Source organism: Salipaludibacillus sp. HK11, assembly GCF_047795645.1.
GTDB lineage: Bacteria > Bacillota > Bacilli > Bacillales > Salisediminibacteriaceae > Salipaludibacillus.
In genome coordinates, this window is the sequence record NZ_CP181045.1 from 4,994,009 (window position 1) to 5,014,599 (window position 20,591).

The 20,591-nt window shown below is 38.0% G+C and carries 17 protein-coding genes, 1 other RNA gene and 1 other annotated feature; of the genes, 16 read left to right on the plus strand and 2 right to left on the minus strand.

Annotation, left to right across the window (positions count from 1 at the left end):
* The first annotated feature begins 24 nt into the window (after positions 1-24).
* From secD to ACM26V_RS23770, 16 genes are all read left to right on the plus strand, one after another.
* Positions 25-1,347 carry a protein translocase subunit SecD gene (gene secD, locus ACM26V_RS23695; protein ID WP_416149216.1) on the plus strand — a complete coding sequence of 441 codons (1,323 nt, stop codon included), beginning with the start codon at positions 25-27 and terminating at the stop codon, positions 1,345-1,347.
* A complete protein-coding gene (gene secF / locus ACM26V_RS23700; RefSeq protein WP_416149217.1) occupies positions 1,337-2,269 on the plus strand; it encodes a protein translocase subunit SecF in 933 nt (310 codons plus the stop codon). Before secD ends, secF begins: the two co-directional genes overlap by 11 nt.
* Before the next feature lie 199 nt (positions 2,270-2,468).
* Complete coding sequence (locus tag ACM26V_RS23705) at positions 2,469-3,386, plus strand: cation diffusion facilitator family transporter (RefSeq protein WP_416149218.1); 918 nt, start codon at positions 2,469-2,471, stop codon at positions 3,384-3,386.
* A complete protein-coding gene (locus tag ACM26V_RS23710; RefSeq protein ID WP_416149219.1) occupies positions 3,383-3,709 on the plus strand; it encodes a LapA family protein in 327 nt (108 codons plus the stop codon). The genes ACM26V_RS23705 and ACM26V_RS23710 overlap by 4 nt, the downstream gene beginning before the upstream one ends.
* 68 nt (positions 3,710-3,777) lie before the next feature.
* Positions 3,778-6,132, plus strand: a complete 2,355-nt coding sequence (gene recJ / locus ACM26V_RS23715; protein ID WP_416149220.1) for a single-stranded-DNA-specific exonuclease RecJ — start codon at positions 3,778-3,780, stop codon at positions 6,130-6,132.
* A 93-nt stretch (positions 6,133-6,225) separates the two neighbouring features.
* The gene (locus ACM26V_RS23720; RefSeq protein ID WP_416149221.1) at positions 6,226-6,738 is read left to right on the plus strand and encodes an adenine phosphoribosyltransferase; all 513 of its coding nucleotides are present in this window, start codon (positions 6,226-6,228) and stop codon (positions 6,736-6,738) included.
* A 443-nt stretch (positions 6,739-7,181) separates the two neighbouring features.
* The gene (locus ACM26V_RS23725; protein ID WP_416149222.1) at positions 7,182-9,371 is read left to right on the plus strand and encodes a RelA/SpoT family protein; all 2,190 of its coding nucleotides are present in this window, start codon (positions 7,182-7,184) and stop codon (positions 9,369-9,371) included.
* Between the two features lie 77 nt (positions 9,372-9,448).
* Positions 9,449-9,892, plus strand: a complete 444-nt coding sequence (dtd, locus tag ACM26V_RS23730) for a D-aminoacyl-tRNA deacylase (protein WP_416149223.1) — start codon at positions 9,449-9,451, stop codon at positions 9,890-9,892.
* A gap of 66 nt (positions 9,893-9,958) precedes the next feature.
* Positions 9,959-10,135: a hypothetical protein gene (locus tag ACM26V_RS23735; RefSeq protein ID WP_416149224.1), complete on the plus strand. Its 177-nt coding sequence runs from the start codon at positions 9,959-9,961 to the stop codon at positions 10,133-10,135.
* An 84-nt stretch (positions 10,136-10,219) separates the two neighbouring features.
* Positions 10,220-10,450, plus strand: a binding site (T-box leader).
* 139 nt (positions 10,451-10,589) lie between these two features.
* Positions 10,590-11,852, plus strand: a complete 1,263-nt coding sequence (gene hisS, locus ACM26V_RS23740) for a histidine--tRNA ligase (RefSeq protein ID WP_416149225.1) — start codon at positions 10,590-10,592, stop codon at positions 11,850-11,852.
* A gap of 2 nt (positions 11,853-11,854) precedes the next feature.
* Positions 11,855-13,666 (plus strand): aspartate--tRNA ligase, encoded by a 1,812-nt coding sequence (gene aspS / locus ACM26V_RS23745; protein WP_416149226.1) that lies wholly within the window; start codon positions 11,855-11,857, stop codon positions 13,664-13,666.
* 238 nt (positions 13,667-13,904) lie between these two features.
* Positions 13,905-14,090, plus strand: a non-coding RNA gene (ssrS, locus tag ACM26V_RS23750) — 6S RNA.
* A 170-nt stretch (positions 14,091-14,260) separates the two neighbouring features.
* Positions 14,261-15,034, plus strand: a complete 774-nt coding sequence (locus ACM26V_RS23755; protein WP_416149227.1) for a ThiF family adenylyltransferase — start codon at positions 14,261-14,263, stop codon at positions 15,032-15,034.
* A gap of 184 nt (positions 15,035-15,218) precedes the next feature.
* Positions 15,219-15,941, plus strand: a complete 723-nt coding sequence (locus ACM26V_RS23760) for a (Fe-S)-binding protein (RefSeq protein ID WP_416149228.1) — start codon at positions 15,219-15,221, stop codon at positions 15,939-15,941.
* A 14-nt stretch (positions 15,942-15,955) separates the two neighbouring features.
* Complete coding sequence (locus ACM26V_RS23765; protein WP_416149229.1) at positions 15,956-17,395, plus strand: LutB/LldF family L-lactate oxidation iron-sulfur protein; 1,440 nt, start codon at positions 15,956-15,958, stop codon at positions 17,393-17,395.
* On the plus strand, positions 17,392-18,111 hold the full coding sequence (locus ACM26V_RS23770; RefSeq protein WP_416149230.1) for a LutC/YkgG family protein: 720 nt from the start codon (positions 17,392-17,394) through the stop codon (positions 18,109-18,111). The genes ACM26V_RS23765 and ACM26V_RS23770 overlap by 4 nt, the downstream gene beginning before the upstream one ends.
* Positions 18,112-18,474: 363 nt before the next feature.
* Here the strand turns inward: ACM26V_RS23770 and ACM26V_RS23775 are convergent, their stop codons facing one another.
* Both ACM26V_RS23775 and ACM26V_RS23780 read right to left on the minus strand, forming a co-directional pair.
* Positions 18,475-19,128, minus strand: coding sequence for an RsfA family transcriptional regulator (locus ACM26V_RS23775; RefSeq protein ID WP_416149231.1), 654 nt, complete (start codon positions 19,126-19,128; stop codon positions 18,475-18,477).
* Positions 19,129-19,224: 96 nt separating this feature from the next.
* Positions 19,225-20,556: an AAA family ATPase gene (locus ACM26V_RS23780; protein WP_416149232.1), complete on the minus strand. Its 1,332-nt coding sequence runs from the start codon at positions 20,554-20,556 to the stop codon at positions 19,225-19,227.
* Between the last annotated feature and the right edge of the window lie 35 nt (positions 20,557-20,591).

Sequence of the window (20,591 nt, forward strand, 5' to 3'; positions counted from 1 at the left end):
TTTACGAAGGAGGATCATTCGTTCATGAAAAAGAGAAAAGGGGTCAAGAAAGGCTTAATTGTTACTTTTTTTGCTATTGTGATTGCATTTGCAGCGTTAATTGCAACAAACGTCATGGATCATGCAGAAGATATTAGCTTAGGCTTAGATTTACAAGGCGGATTTGAAGTTCTGTATGACGTGGAACCTGTTGATGGGGAAAGTGAAATTAATCGAGAACTTTTAACCGATACGGTTAGCGCATTAAATGCTCGTATTGATGTCCTAGGTGTTTCAGAGCCAAATATTACGATAGAAGGGGATGACCGTATCCGCGTCCAGTTAGCGGGTGTGACAGATCAACAATCGGCTCGTGAGCTTCTATCGACAGAAGCTCGGCTTTCTTTTCGTGATATTGATGATGAATTGAAGTTGGACGGATCTGACCTTGTTGAAGGTGGGGCAAGGCAAAGTTTTAAAGCCGAGACAAATGAACCCGTGGTACTAGTAACTGTTGATGATGCAAGCCTGTTTGGTGATATTACAACAGAGATAAGTAATCGTCCTGTTGATGAAAGGATATTAGCTATTTGGCTTGATTACAATGATGAGGATTCTTATTTCGAAGAAAGAATGAAACCGGAATCTGAATCTAAGATTGTTTCAGACCCTAGAGTTAGCCGACCAATCCATTCTCGTGATGTAGAGATTTCAGGGAATTTCACTGTTCAATCAGCACAAGAACTTGCAGGAATTCTAAATGCTGGTGCTCTTCCAGTTGAGCTAGAAGAGATTTACTCGAACTCTGTTGGTGCATCTTTAGGTGAACGTTCGATGGATTTGGCAATTAACGCAGGTATCGTAGGTGTAGCACTAATATTTGGATATATGTTGATATATTATCGCTTCTTGGGAGTGATTGCTGTATTAACCCTCTCAGCATATATTTATATAGTATTGGTTGTGTTTAATTGGTTGAACGCTGTCTTAACATTACCTGGTATTGCTGCGTTGATTCTTGGTGTAGGGATGGCGGTTGATGCGAATATTATTACCTTTGAACGTGTGAAAGATGAATTACGTTCTGGGAAGTCAATGATGAGTGCGTTTCGAGCGGGAAGTAAACGTTCGTTATCAACGATCTTGGATGCGAACATCACAACGATTTTAGCAGCAGGGGTCTTGTACTTTTTTGGAACAAGTGCCGTTCAAGGCTTTGCGGTAATGCTAATTGTTAGTATTGTTACGAGCTTTATCACAGCTGTGTTTGGGGCGAGATTGTTGTTAGGTTTATGGGTGAACAGCCGAATCCTAAACAAAAAACCTCGATTGTTCGGCGTGAAGGAGCGTGATATTAGTGAACTTTGATCATAAAGAAACGAAAATAGACTTTATTAAGCACCGCAAAAAGTTCTTTATTTTTTCTGGGTTATTTCTTTCGATAGGTATCATCCTCTTATCGACGTTAGGCTTGAATTTAGGGATAGATTTTGAGAGTGGGACAACGATAGATGTACTTTCTGATGAAGCAGTTACTGCTAATGAGATCATGGAAGAATTTGATAGTATTAACTATAGTCCTGATGACGTCGTTTTGGCGGGAGATAACAATGAAATGGGACGAGCATCATTTATCGGTGGGTTAACGCAAGAAGAGACATTAGAAGTGCAAAGTCATTTTGAAGAAGTATATGGTAATACGCCAGCTGTAAGTACAGTCACACCAATCGTTGGTGAGGAGTTGGCAAAAAACGCGATTATTTCGGTTTTAATCGCGGCTGCTGGAATTATTTTATATGTGACAATTCGATTTGAATTTCTATATGGAATCTCTGCAATCGTTGCTTTATTCCATGATGCTTTGTTTATTTTAGTTGTGTTTAGCGTTGTGCAGATGGAGGTAAATATTCCGTTTATTGCAGCTGTGCTAACAATTGTTGGTTATTCTATCAACGATACGATCGTAACATTTGATCGGATTCGTGAGAACATGAGTTACGAGAAGAAAGTGAAGGACTTTGATGATTTAGCTCGTGTTGTAAACAAAAGTTTAGTACAAACATTAGCTAGATCGATCAACACGGTTTTGACTGTTGTATTTGCAGCAGCAGCGCTATTTATCCTCGGTGGGGAAGGCTTAAGAACATTCTCTTTCGCTCTAGTCATTGGTCTTGTAGCAGGAACGTATTCTTCACTATTTATTGCGGCTCAAGTATGGCTTGTTCTTAAAACTCGACAGCTAAAGAAGATCCGTTATAAGAAAGTAGAAACAGAACAACCGGAAGTATAATGAAGTGAAGTGGCGCAAATTGCGTCACTTCTTCTTTTTCTGAGAGGCGGTTAAAGGTTGAATGTTAGGAGTATAATACCAGATGGAATTGCCACATATGCTTTTTAATTTCCCAACATTTGGACTTGACGTGTAAAAAAGGTATGATAGAACCATCGTGTAGAAAAAATATCGATTGTGGTGAAGGAAGTGTCAGAACATGGCAGATACAGAACAAGATGTTCGATATAAAAAAGTGAAGTTTGGAGCGTGGGTTGGCATTATAGGAAATGTCGTTCTCGCCATTGTTAAAGGGTTCATCGGAGTTGTAGCTGATAGTCGAGCACTTGTTGCCGATGCAGTTCATTCTGCTTCGGATGTGGTTGGTTCAGTAGCCGTATTAATTGGCATAAGAGCAGCGCAACTTCCACCGGATCGTGATCACCCTTATGGTCATGGGAAAGCTGAGACAGTTACAGCGATTATCGTTGCTGTTTTATTAGTATTCGTTGGATTTGAAATTGCGATTAGTGCAGGTCGTTCTTTTTTTGAACCAATTGCTGTTCCAGGAATTATCGCGATCTACGCGGTGGTTTTTTCAATAATTATTAAAGAATCGATGTTTCGATATAAGATCTTTTTGGGTAAAAAATATAGGAGTGATGCTTTAATTACCGATGCTTGGCATCATCGTTCCGATGTATTTTCATCGCTCGCTGCTTTAATTGGTATTGGAGCCGCGATTTTTGGAGGGTATTTAAATATTGGTTGGCTAGTCTATATGGACCCAGTTGCAGGTATTATGGTGTCATTGTTGATCATCAAGATGGGTTGGAAGTTAGGGAGCGAAGCAATTCATAACACTTTGGATCACGTCCTTCACGAGGAAGATACGCAAAAAATGGTTGACCAAGTTCAGGATGTCGAAGGTGTATTAGAAGTAGATGAGTTATTGGCAAGAGAACATGGTCATTATGTGATTGTCGATATTAAAATAGCTGTTTCTCCTAATATAACGGTGGAAGCTGGACATGCAATTGGAAAGAAAGTCAAGCATGCGCTTATGGAGATTGGTTATGTTCAAGATGTTCGAGTTCATGTAAACCCATATTTGAGAGAGGAGAATGAAGGCACATGAGAGGACAATGGGGATTAATTACGGGCCTTATTATTGCATTAGTCATTGCTGTGTTTGCAGTTATTAATGTTGAACCTGTTGAAGTTAATTATTTGTTTGGTGAAAGTGAATGGCCGCTAGTTCTAGTTATTATTGGATCTGTTTTAATGGGCGGATTAACTGTAGGAAGTGTAGGGTTGTACAAAATTTACCGCCTTCAACAAGAAATTAAGCAGTTGAAATTGAAAGTTCCCGAACAAGTACCGGAGGAAGAAGAAAATAACGATAATACGATAGAAAATGGTATCTTAACAAAAAGAAGCGAAAGAAAAAATACCAAATAGTAATTCAGTAGATTGATTGCTACCACCTCTGACGTTATGTATAATATACGGGTCAGGGGTGGTTTTTTATGCTTCAATCGAAGGCAGAATGGATAATAACAGAAATTGACGAAATAGAAGTTTCTGAACTTGCAGATAAAATAGGTTTATCTAAAATAGCAACACGCTTTTTAGTTCAACGTGGGATGAAGACGAAAGAAGATGTCGATGCCTTTTTACATATAAATGAAAGTGCTCTGAATGACCCTTTTTTACTTAAAGATATGGATAAAACCGTGAAAAGGATCCAGCAAGCAATTGAATCAGAAGAAAGAGTACTTGTTTTCGGTGATTACGATGCAGATGGAGTAACGAGTACTTCATTAATGTATATGACCCTGAAACAATTAGGCGCAAATGTTGGGTTTTATGTTCCGAACCGCTTTACAGAAGGGTATGGACCAAATGAAAAAGCATTTCGTCATGCGGCAGAAGAGAGTGTGTCATTAATTATCACTGTCGATACTGGAATATCAGCTGTTCATGAAGCAGAAGTGGCACAAGAATTAAACATAGATTTAATTATTACAGATCATCATGAGCCGCCTCCAGTTATCCCTAGCGCATTTGCGGTAATTAACCCTAAACAACAGGATTGCTTCTATCCAAACGAAAACTTAGCAGGAGTCGGTGTTGCGTTTAAAGTGGCACAAGCATTACTAGGCAGGATCCCAGAAGAATACTTTGACCTAGTGGCGATCGGCACGATTGCTGACTTGGTTTCGTTGCAAGGAGAAAATCGTTTCCTAGCTACTCGTGGAATTCAATCACTTTGTAGGTCTCAGCGACCAGGATTAAAATCACTGTTAGAACAAGCTGGATCAAATGCCCAAGAAATCAGTGAGGAACAAATCGGATTTTTAATTGGTCCTAGATTAAATGCAGCAGGTAGACTCGATTCTGCTGATCCTGCAATCGAGTTATTGATTACGGAAGACGAGATGGAAGCGGATGAGATTGCACAGATGATTGATGATTTAAATAAAGAGCGACAGCAGATTGTTAAAGAAATTGCTAAAAAAGCTGAAAATCAGGTAGAAATGGCAGGTGTACCTTCTGTTATTATCGTTGGTGATGTTGGATGGAATGCTGGAGTTATTGGAATAGTCGCTAGTAGACTCGTTGAAAAATATTATCGTCCAACAATTGTATTGAGTTTTGATGAGGAAACGGGATTAGCAAAAGGCTCTGCTCGAAGCATTAATGGGTTTGATATGTTTGAATCATTATCTCAGTGCCGAGAATGGTTGCCTCACTTTGGAGGTCATCAAATGGCAGCAGGATTAACAATGAAACTGGAGCACATTGATGATTTACGAGATAAATTAACAACCATCGCCATCGAAACGCTATCAGAATCAGATTGGAGAAAATCATTAAATGTAGATTTACCAGTATCTATAGACGAAGTGACAATACAAGCAATTCATGATCTTCAGCAAATGGCACCTTTTGGAATGGGAAATCCAGCTCCAAAAGTATTATTAGAAGATGTCAATCTCGATATGATCAAAAAAATTGGCGCAAATGAAGATCACTTGAAACTGACATTAACTAATAGCGAACGTAACATTAAGTTAGATGGAATTGCTTTCCGCATGGGACCAGTTCATGACGATATCTCACCGCTGTCCAAAATATCGACAGTAGGAAAACTGTCTGTAAATGAGTGGAATGGACAAAGTAAACCTCAGTTTGTAGTTGAGGATATGAAAGTGAAAGAGTGGCAGTTGTTTGATTATAGGGGAGACAAGCGATTGTTTCAAGACGATAGAATGTTGAACTGGGAAGAATGTGTTGTTGTATTGTTTCAAAAACATTCAGAAAAGTGGCTAGCCAAACTTCCAAATCATTTTACGGTGATAAGAAACTATCACGAAACATCTGAAATTAGTATGCTGAGTAAAGTGAAAAATCTTTTATTACTTGATCTTCCTGCTACGATCGATCAACTTGAGCAATTATTGCAAAGCAGAGCTGATTATGAAAGAATTTATGTCGCTTTTATCAATGAAAAAGATCATTTTTTCACATCAATTCCATCAAGAGATCAATTCAAATGGTTTTATGCTTTTCTTGCCAAGAGAGATCTATTTGATGTTAAAAAAAATGGACAAGCATTAGCAAAACATAAAGATTGGTCAGAAACATCGATCGATTTTATGTGTAAAGTGTTTTTTGAGCTAGAATTTGTTAAAATAGATAATGGTGTAGTTGCAATTCAACAACAACCGACAAAAAAAGACTTAACTGACTCGTTCACGTATCGTAAATATTTTAATCAACGAGACATTGAGAACGATTTATATTACTCTTCTTATCGTGCGTTGAAGGAATGGATAGATCAAAAGAAGAAAATCAAACAAGCAACTACTTCTGTATAATTAGTGAAAAATCTGCAATTTATAGAAGTTTGAAATTTTATATGTATAGCTATTAGGTTAAAATGATCAAGATGAAACTGGGAGGAAGTCATAATGGATTTCAAGAAGTATATCACTGTCGTTGAGAATTATCCTAAGGAAGGAATACGCTTTAAAGATATAACCACGTTGATGGAAAATGGCGAGGCGTATAAGAAAGCAATTGATTTCATGGTTGAATTTGCTAAAGAAAAAGATGCTGATGTTATCGTTGGGCCTGAAGCGAGAGGATTTGTCGTTGGTTGTCCAATTTCTTATTCTTTAGAATTAGGTTTTGTTCCAGTGCGAAAATCAGGAAAATTACCGCGAGAAGTACTTGAAGTCGATTATGGATTAGAATACGGGAAAGACTCGCTAAATATTCATAAAGACGCAATTAAGCCAGGACAAAAAGTAGTGATTACAGACGATTTGCTTGCTACTGGTGGGACGATTGAAGCAACTATCCAAATGGTCGAAGAGCTCGGTGGTATTGTAGTAGGCATTGCATTCTTGATTGAACTTAGCTATTTAGATGGACGAAGCAAACTAAAGAAATATGATGTGTTCTCATTAATGACTTATTAAAATAATACGGGTCGTCCATAGACGACCCTGCTTTAACTTCATGTTATGTGAAACGTCCATTTAAATAAAATCAGCTGATTAAATGCTATTTTCATAAAAAATATGTTATGATTATTGCAAGTCTTTTCCACGGAAGAGACCCTTTTTTTATACATTACGGTAGGTTTAATATGGAAGGTCGTAGCACATTAATCATGCCACTTTTCGGGCCTGTTATCTCTCAAGTTTCTAGTTTTTAGTCTAGTTAAATGTTCAAAGCACCGCCAATTGAAATGAATTTGACATCATTTACCTTCTTAATTAAAACTTACATACATATATGTTAGTACCTCTTTTCTTTTAAAATAGAAAAGTTATCACTTTTTATTCATGTTAAGTGAAAATTAGTGGAAACGACTTGTAAGAAAGATTTTTACCAATCCTATGAAATTCAAGGTGATCCCATGACTAGCGAACAAGTTCTTCAAAAAGCAAGTGAATATTTACCCGAAGCGGATGTCGCTTTTTTACAAAAAGCCTATGACAGGGCAGAAACTGCCCATCGTGAGCAGTATCGTAAGTCGGGGGAACCCTATATTTGGCACCCTGTTCAAGTAGCAGGCATACTTATTGAACTAGGATTGGATCCGAATACAATAGCGGCAGCTTTTCTTCATGATGTGGTAGAGGATACACCTGTGACGTTAAAAGAATTAGCGAAAGAATTTGGTGATGAAGTCGCGATGCTAGTCGACGGTGTCACTAAATTAGGAAAGATAAAATATAAATCTAAAGAGGAACAACAAGCTGAAAATCACCGAAAAATGTTTGTCGCAATGGCTAGGGATATTCGAGTGATCTTAATTAAGTTGGCTGACAGACTTCATAATATGAGAACATTAAAACATCTCCCACCCGAGAAACAAAGAAGGATAGCAAATGAAACGTTGGAAATATTTGCACCATTAGCACATAGATTAGGTATTTCAGCAATTAAATGGGAATTAGAAGATACGGCTTTACGCTATTTGAATCCACAACAGTATTATCGAATCGTAAATCTAATGAAAAAGAAACGTGCCGAACGTGAAGATTATGTTCAGGAAGTTACGAATCAAATTGATGAACGTTTGGAAACAATGAATGTCAAAGCGGAGATAAATGGACGAGCTAAACATATTTATAGTATTTATCGAAAGATGGTTTTGCAAAATAAACAGTTTAACGAAATATATGACCTTCTTGCAGTAAGGATTATTGTAAGTAGTATAAAAGATTGCTATGCGGTTTTAGGTACGATTCACACTCATTGGAAACCTATGCCAGGAAGGTTCAAAGATTATATTGCAATGCCAAAAGCAAATATGTATCAGTCGTTGCATACTACAGTAATTGGACCAAAAGGTGATCCGTTAGAAGTGCAAATTCGTTCTGAGGATATGCATAAAGTCGCTGAGTTTGGTGTTGCTGCCCATTGGGCTTACAAAGAAGGGAAAACAGTTAACGACTCTGAGACTTTGGAAACAAAAATGTCTTGGTTTCGTGAAATTTTAGAGTGGCAAAATGATGCAGATGATGCACAAGAATTCATGGAATCTTTAAAAATCGATTTATTTTCTGACATGGTGTTTGTATTTACGCCTAAAGGTGATGTCATTGAACTTCCTAAAGGATCTGTCCCATTGGATTTTGCCTACAGAATTCATACAGAAGTAGGGAATAGGTGTATTGGTGCGAAGGTGAATGGGAAAATGGTTCCGTTGGATCATCAACTCAAAACAGGTGATATTATTGAAATGCTTACATCGAAACATTCGTACGGACCTAGCCAGGACTGGATCAAAATCACGCAAAGCTCCCATGCGAAAAATAAGATTCGACAGTGGTTTAAAAAGGAACGACGTGAAGAAAATGTCGATAAAGGCCGTGAATTAGTCGAAAAAGAAATTGAACTTAAAGGGTATCAAGTAAAAGAAGTGTTAACAAAAGAAAATATTGAACGTGTTGCGGATAAATTTAGCTTCACTTCTGAGGAAGACGTTTATGCTGCCGTTGGGTACAATGGTATTACAGCAGCTCAAATCGTGACACGCTTGACAGATACGATTCGTAAAAAGCAAGATGAAGAACAAGAATCAAAATCATTGTCAAAAGCTGTTGAGGAGATAAAAAAACCACAAGAAAATAAAAGTAGCCCTAAGACAAATACAGGGGTAAAGGTAGCAGGAGTAGATAATTTACTTATACGATTATCGCGATGCTGTAACCCAGTACCTGGCGATGATATTATAGGTTATATTACAAAAGGTAGAGGTGTCTCAATTCATCGTAGTGACTGCCCTAACATCAACAGTGAAGAAATATCTACTCGGTTACTTCCAGTTGCGTGGGAAGGGAATCATCAAAAACCAAAGTATTACAACGTAGATATTGAAATTTCCGGATATGATCGTCGAGCATTATTAAATGATGTTCTCCAAGCTGTAGCTGAAACGAAAACAAATATAAATGCCGTTTCTGGTAAATCGGATAAAAACAAAATGGCAACGATTCACATGAGTATTTCCATCCAAGATATTTCGCACCTACAAAAGGTGGTAGATCGAATAAAACAAATATCAGATATCTATTCCGTAAGGAGAGTTATGCATTAATTAGAAGATCTAAAAGTAAACAATGACTTATGGATTGCTGCATAGCTGAAATTTGAGCGAAAGAGGGAGATTTAGCTATGCGCGTTGTTGTTCAGCGTTCACTAGAAGCGAAAGTAACGGTTAATGATAAGATTCAGGGAGAAATAGATCACGGCTTCGTCCTTCTTGTAGGCATTACTCATGAGGATAAAGAAGAAGATGTGAAGTATGTGGCAAATAAAGTAGCCAACTTACGGTTATTTGAAGATGATGACGAAAAAATTAATTTATCCGTTAAAGATGTAAGTGGGCAGATTTTGTCTATTTCGCAATTTACTTTGTATGGGGACTGTAGTAAAGGGCGTAGACCTAATTTTATGGCAGCAGCAAAACCGGAACAGGCAGAAAAACTGTATCAAGAATTTAACCGAATTCTCCGGACTGACCATCAACTTATTGTAGAAACGGGAATTTTTGGTGAAATGATGAATGTATCTTTTACTAACCATGGACCTGTCACACTGATTGTTGATAGTAAATAATTTGTTTTCTCTGAGTAATTTTACTTTTTTTTGGCTAAACTTAAGCTAAAAAGGGAGGTTACTTCGGTGAGGACAGGTTATACACATGAACAGAAAGGTCTATTCGCGAACCGTGTAATTCATTCTGATTTGCATCATTTTATGGAGCCAGAATCTGAGAGAACACCCATTGCACTTTGTACCGAAAGTGGCTTGTTGAGTCATGATACTCGCGCATTAAAAAAACGGTTAGAACGAAATTAATTTAAGTATATGCATAAATATTTACAAAAAAGGTTGACACATTAGGTTACAATTCGTATGATAGATTAAAATTGTCCAATACTTGAAACACCATTGAGGGAGCAAAGTAATAAAGGTAATTCATAACCAGAGAAAAAGTGTCAAAGGCTGGGAACACTTTTATATGATTCTTTATGAATGAACACTCCTTAGGTATTTTTCTGAATAGGTTTTACCTTATTAGGAAAAGTCGTTGTCAGGCGTTAACTGATTTTAAGAGGGAGCATAATAGCTTCAACTAGGGTGGTACCACGGGAAATAACTCTCGTCCCTGACAAGTTCAGGGATGGGGGTTTTTTATATGTTTTTTTGATGTACTACACTAAAGTGATGAAGTGGAAGTCGCTTTGTTAGTCATCTTTTAAATAGGTGTTTTACGTGTTACGAATAAAGGAGAAGTAAGGGAGGAAAACAGATGCAGTACAAAATACCGAGAGGTACGCAAGATATATTGCCGGAACAATCAAGAAGGTGGCAATATATTGAGCAAAAAGCGCACGACTTATGTAAACGATATAACTATCAGGAAATACGCACACCTATTTTTGAACAAACAGAACTGTTTGCAAGAGGAGTAGGTGATACAACGGATATCGTTCAGAAGGAAATGTATACATTTGAAGATCGAGGTGGGCGAAGTCTAACACTCCGTCCTGAAGGAACAGCTTCAACAGTCCGTTCGTTTGTAGAAAATAAAATGCATGGATGGGCAGATCAGCCAGCTAAACTGTACTACATTGGACCGATGTTTCGCTACGAACGTCCACAATCTGGTAGAATGCGACAATTTGTGCAATTAGGCGTCGAAGCAATGGGAAGTGCGGATCCGGCCATAGATGCAGAAGTCATTGGATTGGCATACGATTTTTATCGAGAGCTAGGTTTAACTAATTTGAAGTTAGTGATCAATAGTCTTGGAGATACACAAAGCCGTACGAAACATCGAGAAGCTTTAATTAATCATTTTAAACCGAGAATTGAAGAGTTTTGTGTTGATTGTCAGTCACGTTTAGAAAAGAATCCACTAAGAATTTTGGACTGTAAAGTAGATAGTGAACATGAATTAATGAGTAGCGCTCCTTCGATTTTGGACTATTTAAATGAAGATTCTATTACCTATTTCTCGAAAGTTCAAAAATTTCTAGATGACATGGAGATAGATTACGTAGTTGATGCCACGCTTGTTCGAGGTCTTGACTATTATAACAATACTGCGTTTGAAATAATGATTGATGGAGAAGGTTTTGGCGCAATTACGACGTTGACAGGTGGAGGACGGTACAATGGCCTTGTAGAAGAAATAGGAGGACCAACGACCCCGGGAATAGGATTTGCCTTAAGTCTCGAACGTCTTTTGATGGCATTAGAGGCGCAAGGGATCGAGCTTCCAGTTACGTCTGGCCTTGATGCATATTTAGTTACAATGGGTGATGAGGCAAAACAAGTAGCTCCTAAACTGCTACATCAGCTTCGAAAACAAGGTTTAACTGTAGATGGAGATTACATGGACAAGAAAATGAAAGCACAAATGAAAGCTGCGAACCGTCAGAATGCAAGCTATGTGTTGATATTAGGAGAAGATGAGCTAAATCAAAATAGTGTGATGGTAAAAACGATGGCTTCCGGAGAACAAGAGCTTGTACCACTTGATAATTTAGTTCAAAAAATTAAATCATAGATATGAATGAAAAAAGGATGGGATCAACTGTGAATGAACGTACACACGTTTGTGGAGAGATGTTAGAAAATATTGTTGGTAGTAAAGTGACATTACAAGGATGGGTAAAAAACCGTCGTGATTTAGGACAAGTTATCTTTATTGATTTGCGTGACAGATCAGGACATGTTCAAGTTGTTTTCAATGGCGAAAATAATGAAAAAGCCCATGAAATCGCAGAAAAAGTCCGGAATGAATATGTGATTGAAGTGATTGGAACGGTTGTAGCTAGAGACAAAGATACTGTAAACAAGCTTATTGCTACAGGGAATGTAGAAGTGATTGCTGAAGAAATCAAGATTTTAAATGCGGCAAAAGGCCTTCCTTTTATGATTGATGATGATTTGGAAGTGTCTGAAGATGTTCGTCTAAAATACCGTTATTTAGATTTAAGACGTCCTAAAATGTACAATACAATGAAACTTCGTTACCGCACAACGAAATTAATTCGCGATATGTTAGATGAAGAAGCATTTATGGAAGTCGAAACGCCAATGTTAACTAAAAGTACACCAGAGGGTGCTCGTGATTATTTAGTGCCCTCCCGAGTCCATCATGGTGAGTTTTATGCGTTGCCGCAATCGCCGCAACTTTTCAAACAATTACTGATGGTATCTGGATTTGAGAGATACTACCAAATTGCTCGTTGTTTCCGTGATGAAGACCTGAGAGCAGATCGACAGCCAGAGTTCACACAAGTAGATATTGAAGCATCTTTCATGAGCACTGAAAAAATCATTGCAATGATGGAAAAAATAATGGGGACGTTGCTAAAAGAATTAAAAGGTGTAGATGTACCAAAAACATTCCCACGTTTAACTTACAAAGAAGCAATGGATCGTTTCGGTTCTGATAAACCAGATACCCGTTATGGAATGGAGCTTGTTGATATTTCTAGTAAAGTAGCAGATAGTGATTTCAAAGTTTTTGCTAAAACAGTGGAAAGTGGAGGCGTCGTGAAAGGGATTTGTGTTAAAGGAATCGCTGATGATAATTCACGTAAAGACCTTGACAGCCTTACAGACTTTGTTAATATTTACGGTGCAAAAGGTTTAGCTTGGTTAAAAGTTGAAGAAGGTAATACGTTAAAGGGACCGATTGCTAAATTTTTCGAAGCAGAAAAAGATATGTTAATTGAAAGCTTTGCAGCTGAAGCTGGAGATGTTATCTTCTTTGTTGCTGATAAACAACAAGTAGCGTGGGATGCATTAGGTGCACTGAGAAGCAAATTTGCTAAGGAACTTGAGCTTGTGAACTATGATGAATATAATTTCCTATGGGTAACTGAATTCCCTCTACTTTCCTATGATGAAGAGGCTAAGCGATATACGGCAGAGCATCACCCATTCACGCGACCTTTAGCGGAAGATGAAGAGTTATTAGAAACATCTCCTGAAAAAGTTAGAGCAGAAGCTTATGACCTTGTTTTAAATGGATATGAATTAGGTGGAGGTTCTCAACGTATTTATGAGCGCGATTTACAGGAGAAAATGTTCACTGCTTTAGGGTTTACGGATGAAGAAGCGAAAAGTCAATTTGGTTTCCTTTTGGATGCATTTGAATATGGTACGCCTCCACACGGCGGAATTGCGCTAGGTTTGGACCGTCTTGTGATGATCCTTGCTGGTAGAAGCAATCTTCGTGAGACGATAGCATTTCCAAAGACTGCTAGTGCTAGCTGTCTATTAACAAACGCTCCAAGTGGTGTGAGCGATGCACAACTGAATGAATTGAATTTATCAGTAAAGCCAAAGAAGAAACAAGAGGAAAAGTAATTAATGAAGTGTGCGGCGATGGAGAAACTTTCTCGCTGCGCTTTTTTCTAGGGTAGAATCGAACAACCTTCTTTTAAACTTAGGTTTAATATACCGTGATTAGAGGTATAGGTATTAGTGCTATAGATAGTATAAAATCAATAGGACGTAAAGAAATTGAAACATAATAAAAGATGATTTTTAGTTGCATTTTGCTATTGAGTTGTGTATTATATAAATATAATCACTTAAACGTTTAAGAGTCCTATGATGTTCGTCATTACTTAGCATTTTGAGCCAACACTTTTACATCGGGAGCTTGACGTCTCACGTTAAATAACATGCCCTAGAAAGATATTAGGGAAGTTAGGAGACGTGAGTAAAGCACCCACCTGCTATAGCAGGTTCAAAGCTAAAGTCTTTAAACGGCATACACGGGACTCTTAATAATATTATATTAGTAAAACACCTGAGAAGGTGTTTTTTTGTTTAGGCTGGAATCAACCAATTAAATAATATAGGTTAGGAAATGTGATTTTATTTCGCCGCTAGGTTTGGTGAAGTAAATATGGTATAGTACTTAATTGAAACTTTATTGAGAGGGAGTCGTCATAGATGTTACATCAGTTTTCTAGGAATGAATTAGCGATTGGAAAAGATGGTGTTGAGCTGTTGAAAAACAGTACAGTAGCCGTGTTAGGAGTTGGGGGTGTAGGGTCTTTTTCAGCAGAAGCACTTGCCCGTTCCGGTGTAGGAAAAATTGTTCTTGTTGATAAAGATGACGTCGATATTACAAACGTCAATCGCCAAATTCATGCATTACTTTCAACCGTAGGTAAACCGAAAGTCGATTTGATGAAAGAACGAATCGCAGATATAAATCCAGAATGCGAAGTCGTTGCAATGAAAATGTTTTATACCGAGGAAACGTATGAACGATTTTTTGAGCACGGATTGGATTTTGTCATAGATGGATCGGACACAGTTAGTTATAAAGTTCATCTCATGAAAGAGTGCTTAGAAAGAAAAATTCCAATCATTTCAAGCATGGGTGTGGCGAATAAGATGGATCCAACAAAGTTGAAAATAGTAGACATATTTGAAACTAGCTATGATCCATTAGCTAAAGTTATTCGAAAAAAGCTTAGGAAATTAGGGATTTCAAAAGGAATCAATGTCGTTTACTCTGAAGAGTCACCAATTCAGATCCGCGAAGAAATTCGTCAAGAGATTGTTTCTGAAAAACAACAGCAAGGTTCGATACGAAAAGCGAAGATGCCACCATCGTCAAATGCTTTTGTACCATCTGTTTGTGGCTTGATTATGGCTGGTCATGTTGTTACAAATTTATTAGAAGATATTCAAATTGATAGGCGTAACGGAGAGTGAGGGTATTTCCTTACTCTTTATTTTTTATAGAATATTTGTGGTTTGTAAAAGGAATTATTGTTGATAATTTGGATTACCCCCTATTTAATCTGTGATATATGATATAAAATAAGTAATAAAGTTTTATATTTTTATAGTTAGTCATCAGATGACCTTACCACTTTTGATTGAAGGAGGATGTTAAATGAAAGTTTCTTTGTTCTTAACCTGTTTAGCAGATGTTGTTTATCCAGCATCCGTTGGAAAAAGTACTGTTGAAATTCTTGAACGTCTTGGATGTGAAGTGGATTTTCCGAAAGAGCAAACGTGCTGTGGGCAGCCTGCTTATAATAGTGGTTTCCATAGAGAATCACGTGATGTAGCCAAACATATGATTAAAACATTTGAAGAAGCAGAGTATGTTGTGTCACCTTCTGGTTCTTGTGTAACAATGTTCAGAGAGTACACGAACCTATTTAAAGACGACCCTGAATGGCAACCACGTGCAACAAAATTAGCAGAAAAATCGTTTGAACTAACCCAATTTATTGTCGATGTTTTGAAAGTAGATGATGTGGGTGCTGAGTTTCATGGTAATGTTACGTATCATACATCTTGTCACATGACTAGATTATTAAAAGTAAAAGAAGCACCAATGAAATTGTTGGAGAATGTTAAAGGTCTTCATTTTACTGAACTACCTAACAAGGAACAGTGTTGCGGTTTTGGTGGTACTTTCAGTGTGAAAATGTTACCGATTTCAGAGCAAATGGTCAATGAAAAAGTACAACATATACAGGAGACAGAAGCTGAAGTTTTGATCGGAGCAGATCTTGGCTGTCTCATGAATATTGGTGGAAGAATTGAACGTCAAGGCAAACCTATTAAAGTGATGCACATTGCCGAAGTGTTAAATAGTCAAGCATAAACGGAGGTGGAAATATGAGTGTGAAAATAGGCGAAGGGAAGTTTTTTGAGCGGGTCGATAAAGGCATCAATGACGAGTTTATGCGTAAAGCAGTAGTGGAGGCGCAAACTAGGCTAGAAGGACGAAAAACGCAAACGACGGAAGAATTGGGAAACTGGGAAGAATGGCGAGATTTATCAGAAGAAATTCGCCAACATACAATGGAAAATCTCGATTACTATTTGGATCAGTTTGCTGAAAATGTAGCAAGGCAAGGAGGACATGTCTTTTTTGCGGAAGACGCAGAGGAAGCCAGCGAATATATCACTTCTGTTGTGAAAAAGAAAGAAGCGAAAAAAATCATCAAGTCGAAGTCGATGGTAACCGAAGAAATCAGCATGAACGAAGCTTTAGAAGAGGTTGGATGCAGCGTTGTAGAATCAGATTTAGGCGAATGGATTTTACAATTAGATGATCATGACCCACCGTCACATATTGTCGTTCCTGCCCTACACAAAAATAAAGAACAAATAAGAGATACTTTTCACGATAAAAGAAAATACGATAAATCATCTGATCCAAATGAATTAGCACAATTTGCACGCGAGCAGTTAAGAAAAGATTTTTTAGAAGCGGAAGTGGGAATTACAGGTTGTAACTTTGCTGTCGCTGAATCAGGATCGGTTTCGTTAGTGACAAATGAAGGTAATGCGAGATTGGCTACAACGTTACCGAAAACGCAAATAACTGTGATGGGAATGGAGAGAATCGTCCCAACATGGAAAGAGTTAGATATTCTAGTAACGATGCTTTGTCGAAGTGCTGTTGGTCAAAAGCTTACTAGCTATATTACAGGGCTTACGGCTACGAAAGAAGAAGGGGATGTCGATGGTCCAGAGGAGTTTCACGTCGTCATTGTCGATAATGGACGTTCGAAAATTTTAGGAACTCAATTTCAATCTGCTTTACATTGTATTCGATGTGCGGCCTGTATAAACGTTTGTCCAGTGTACCGTCATGTTGGAGGTCATTCTTACGGGTCAATCTATCCAGGTCCAATTGGAGCTGTTCTAACCCCTTTACTAGAAGGATACGATGATCATAAAGAATTACCGTATGCATCGTCATTGTGTGCGGCCTGTACAGATGCTTGTCCAGTGAAAATACCACTTCATGAACATCTCTTAGAACACCGACGAATCATTGTCGAAGAGGAGTCAGGTAGAATAGGGTTCCCAGAAAAAATGGCAATGAAAGGTTTTGCTTTCGGAGCTAGTAATCCAAGTCTGTTTAAAGCAGGATCAGGTGTAGCGCCTTCTTTCATTGGGCGTGTGGCAAAAGGAGAAGGGGATGGAAACGGGAAAGGCCCTGGACCAGTAAAACTTTGGACGGATATCCGTGATCTGCCAGAACCTACGGGTGAAACCTTTAGGAAATGGTATGTCAACCGTCAAAAAGGAGGCGATAAGTCATGACAACAGGAACGATTTATAATAAAGATAAGTTTTTGAAAAATGTCGCTGATCAATTAGGACGAAGACGACTTACAGATGGAGTGGAGCTGCCAACTTGGAGTAAACTTCCTCAATATGAAGTGTTTGATGGCTTATCTCAAGATGAACTGCTTGATCAACTTATCTTACAGTGTGAAAATATTCATACAAATGTCGTCGTCACGTCAAAAGATAACTTGGAGAAAGAATTCTCCAAAGTTATTAAGGATTTAGGTGGAAAGTCGATTGTTCACTGGAATGATCCACGTTTTGATGAATATGGCTTAACCGAAGCTCTTGTCAAAGAAAAGGAGTCTGGTGTTGCAGTCCATAAATGGAATAAAGATTTAGGCAAACGCAACATTGAAAAAGCAGAACAGGCAAACATAGGGATTACGTTTTCTGATGTGACGTTAGCGGAATCTGGAACGGTTGTTCTTCATAGTGATAATGGTAAAGGGCGTTCGGTAAGTCTGCTTCCACAAACATATTTAGCAATCATTCCTAAAAGCACGCTTGTTCCAAGAATGACTCAAGCGACAGATAGAATCCATGAAATAGCGCAAAAAAATGGTCGTATGCCATCCTGTATTAACTTTATATCAGGACCTAGCAACTCTGCTGATATTGAACTACGACTTGTTGTTGGTGTTCATGGACCGGTAAAGGCAACTTATATAGTTGTAGATGATAAATAAAAAGGATGGATATCCTATCCAATTCTGAAAAGTACATTCGTCAACCTGGTGGGTGTACTTTTATGTTTGTTTTAGGGGAAGGAGCTTGAGACGAAGGAAATAAAAGGAAAGAAAGTAGGGGGTGAATTTAGAGGGGTACGAGCTGAAGGCAACAGAAAGAGCAAAATAGTTCCATTTAACTTTGCTCGCTCATGTGAAAGGAATAAAACAAGAAACAGCGTGCCTATTCTGAGAGGTCGGCTTGTTAAAGGGAACAAAATGACTAATTAAGCTAAATTTTGAAAATCAGATCATAATAAAAGGCACGAAACAGTTTGTTTTGTGCCTTTAAGTTATAAAAGATAAGCGATTCCGCTTTTCCTATTATCTTGCTACTTTTTCTAGATTTCCGTTTTTGTCCATACGAAAAGCTGCTGCTTGTCTATCCTCTGGTTCATCTTCTAACATAGTCATTCTTCGAGCGCGGTCCATGATTTTAATGATTGATTGATAATCTTCTTCTAGTCCTTGGTATTGTACTTGTAATTGAGAATACGATTCTTCCAAATGCTGGACTTTTTTATTCAATTCATTATTTTCAAGTTCTAACGCACCAGCTTTTGAACCGCTCCCTTGAATAGATCTTAAAAATGAGATGACTTCTTCCATAGTGAGCTCTCGTTCATTTTTAACAAATGGCTCAACAGGGACAACTACCTCTCTGTTCGAATCTTCTAACATAGGAGAAGGTGCCTCCACTTTAGGTTGATATTGTTTATAAACAATAGGTTTTGAATCTTGAGCGAGTTGTCTCTTTCTCTGTTTTCGATGTTTCTTTGCTAGTTTGATTGCTTCATCATATTTATCTCGTACAACGGCATTCCAACGGAAACCGCAAGCTGCCGAGGTTCTGTTCAAAGCATCTCCAACTTCATCAAATGCATTTAATTGCGTACTACCTTCGCGAATATGACGTAAAACGGTTTCTGCCAATAAAAGATCATCTTCATGTGACCAAGCATCTTGTCTAACTTTCATTTTGTCCATCCCTTTCTTTATAAAACTTGTTCATTTCTATTAAGATGGACAAAGAAGTGAAAAAGTATACTATCAAATAGTGTTCATTCTAAAAAGCTAGTGTCTATCGTTCTTTTTTCTTTGTTTATAATAATCCAATCGTTTTTGGACAGTTTTTTCATAGCCGCTTGCAGATGGGTTATAAAACGTCCGATCCTTAAGATGATCTGGAAGGTATTGTTGAACAACGTAATGGTTTTCGTAGTTATGTGGATATAAATAACCATCTCCATGACCAAGTTTCGTAGCCCCTTTATAGTGAGCATCACGTAAATGAATAGGAACTTCTCCCGATTTTTCTCTTTCTACCGTTTGTAAGGCAGTATCAATTCCGGTAATGACAGCATTACTTTTTGGAGCTGTTGCTAAATAAAGCGCAGCTTCAGCGAGTGGGATCCTTGCTTCAGGCATACCGATGAATTCTACAGCTTGAAAGGCGGCTTCCGCAATTAAAAGCGCATTGGGATCAGCTAAACCAATATCTTCTGCGGCATGTACATAGAGCCTTCTAGCAATGAAACGAGCGTCTTCCCCAGCATAAATCATCTTTGCTAACCAATAGAGGGTTGCGTCTGGGTCTGAGCCTCTTATGCTTTTAATAAATGCTGAAATGGTATCGTAATGATTGTCGCCAGATTTATCATAGCGAACCATTCTCTTTTGAATGGAAGCCTCTGCTGTTGATAAGTCGATTCGAATAATATCGTCTTCATCAGGATCTGTTGTTAAAACTGCTAGTTCAACAGCATTCAATGCTGTTCGAGCATCACCGTTTGCAATGTTAATTATATGAGAATATGCATCTTCGTCAAATTCAATTGCATATTGTCCGAAACCTCTTTCTTTGTCGTCCAAAGCTTGCTTTATTACCCGTTTGACTTCTGAATCAGATAATGATTCAAGTTTAAACAATCTTGATCGGGATATGAGAGCAGGGTTCACTTCAAACATAGGATTCTCGGTAGTTGCTCCAATAAGAATGACGGTTCCATCTTCAACATATGGCAGTAAAGCGTCCTGTTGCCCTTTGTTAAACCGATGAATCTCATCTATAAATAAAACCGTTTTATCTTCTTCAAATGATAATCGATCTTTTGCTTTTTGAACTATTTCTCTAATATCTTTTATACCTGCTGTGACAGCATTTAACTGGTCAAATCGAGCAGATGTTGTATTAGCTATAACTCGAGCTAACGTTGTTTTCCCAGTCCCAGGTGGTCCGTGGAAAATCATCGCTGTTAGACGATCAGCTTCGATTGCTCTTCTTAATAATGTTCCATGACCGATAATAGCTTCTTGTCCGATGACTTCCTCTAGTGACCTTGGGCGCATGCGTGAAGCTAAAGGTCCCTTTGGTTGACTTTGACTAGAATAATTGAATAAATCCACGTTTATACCACCTTTTTGAGCGCATGTCAGATGAA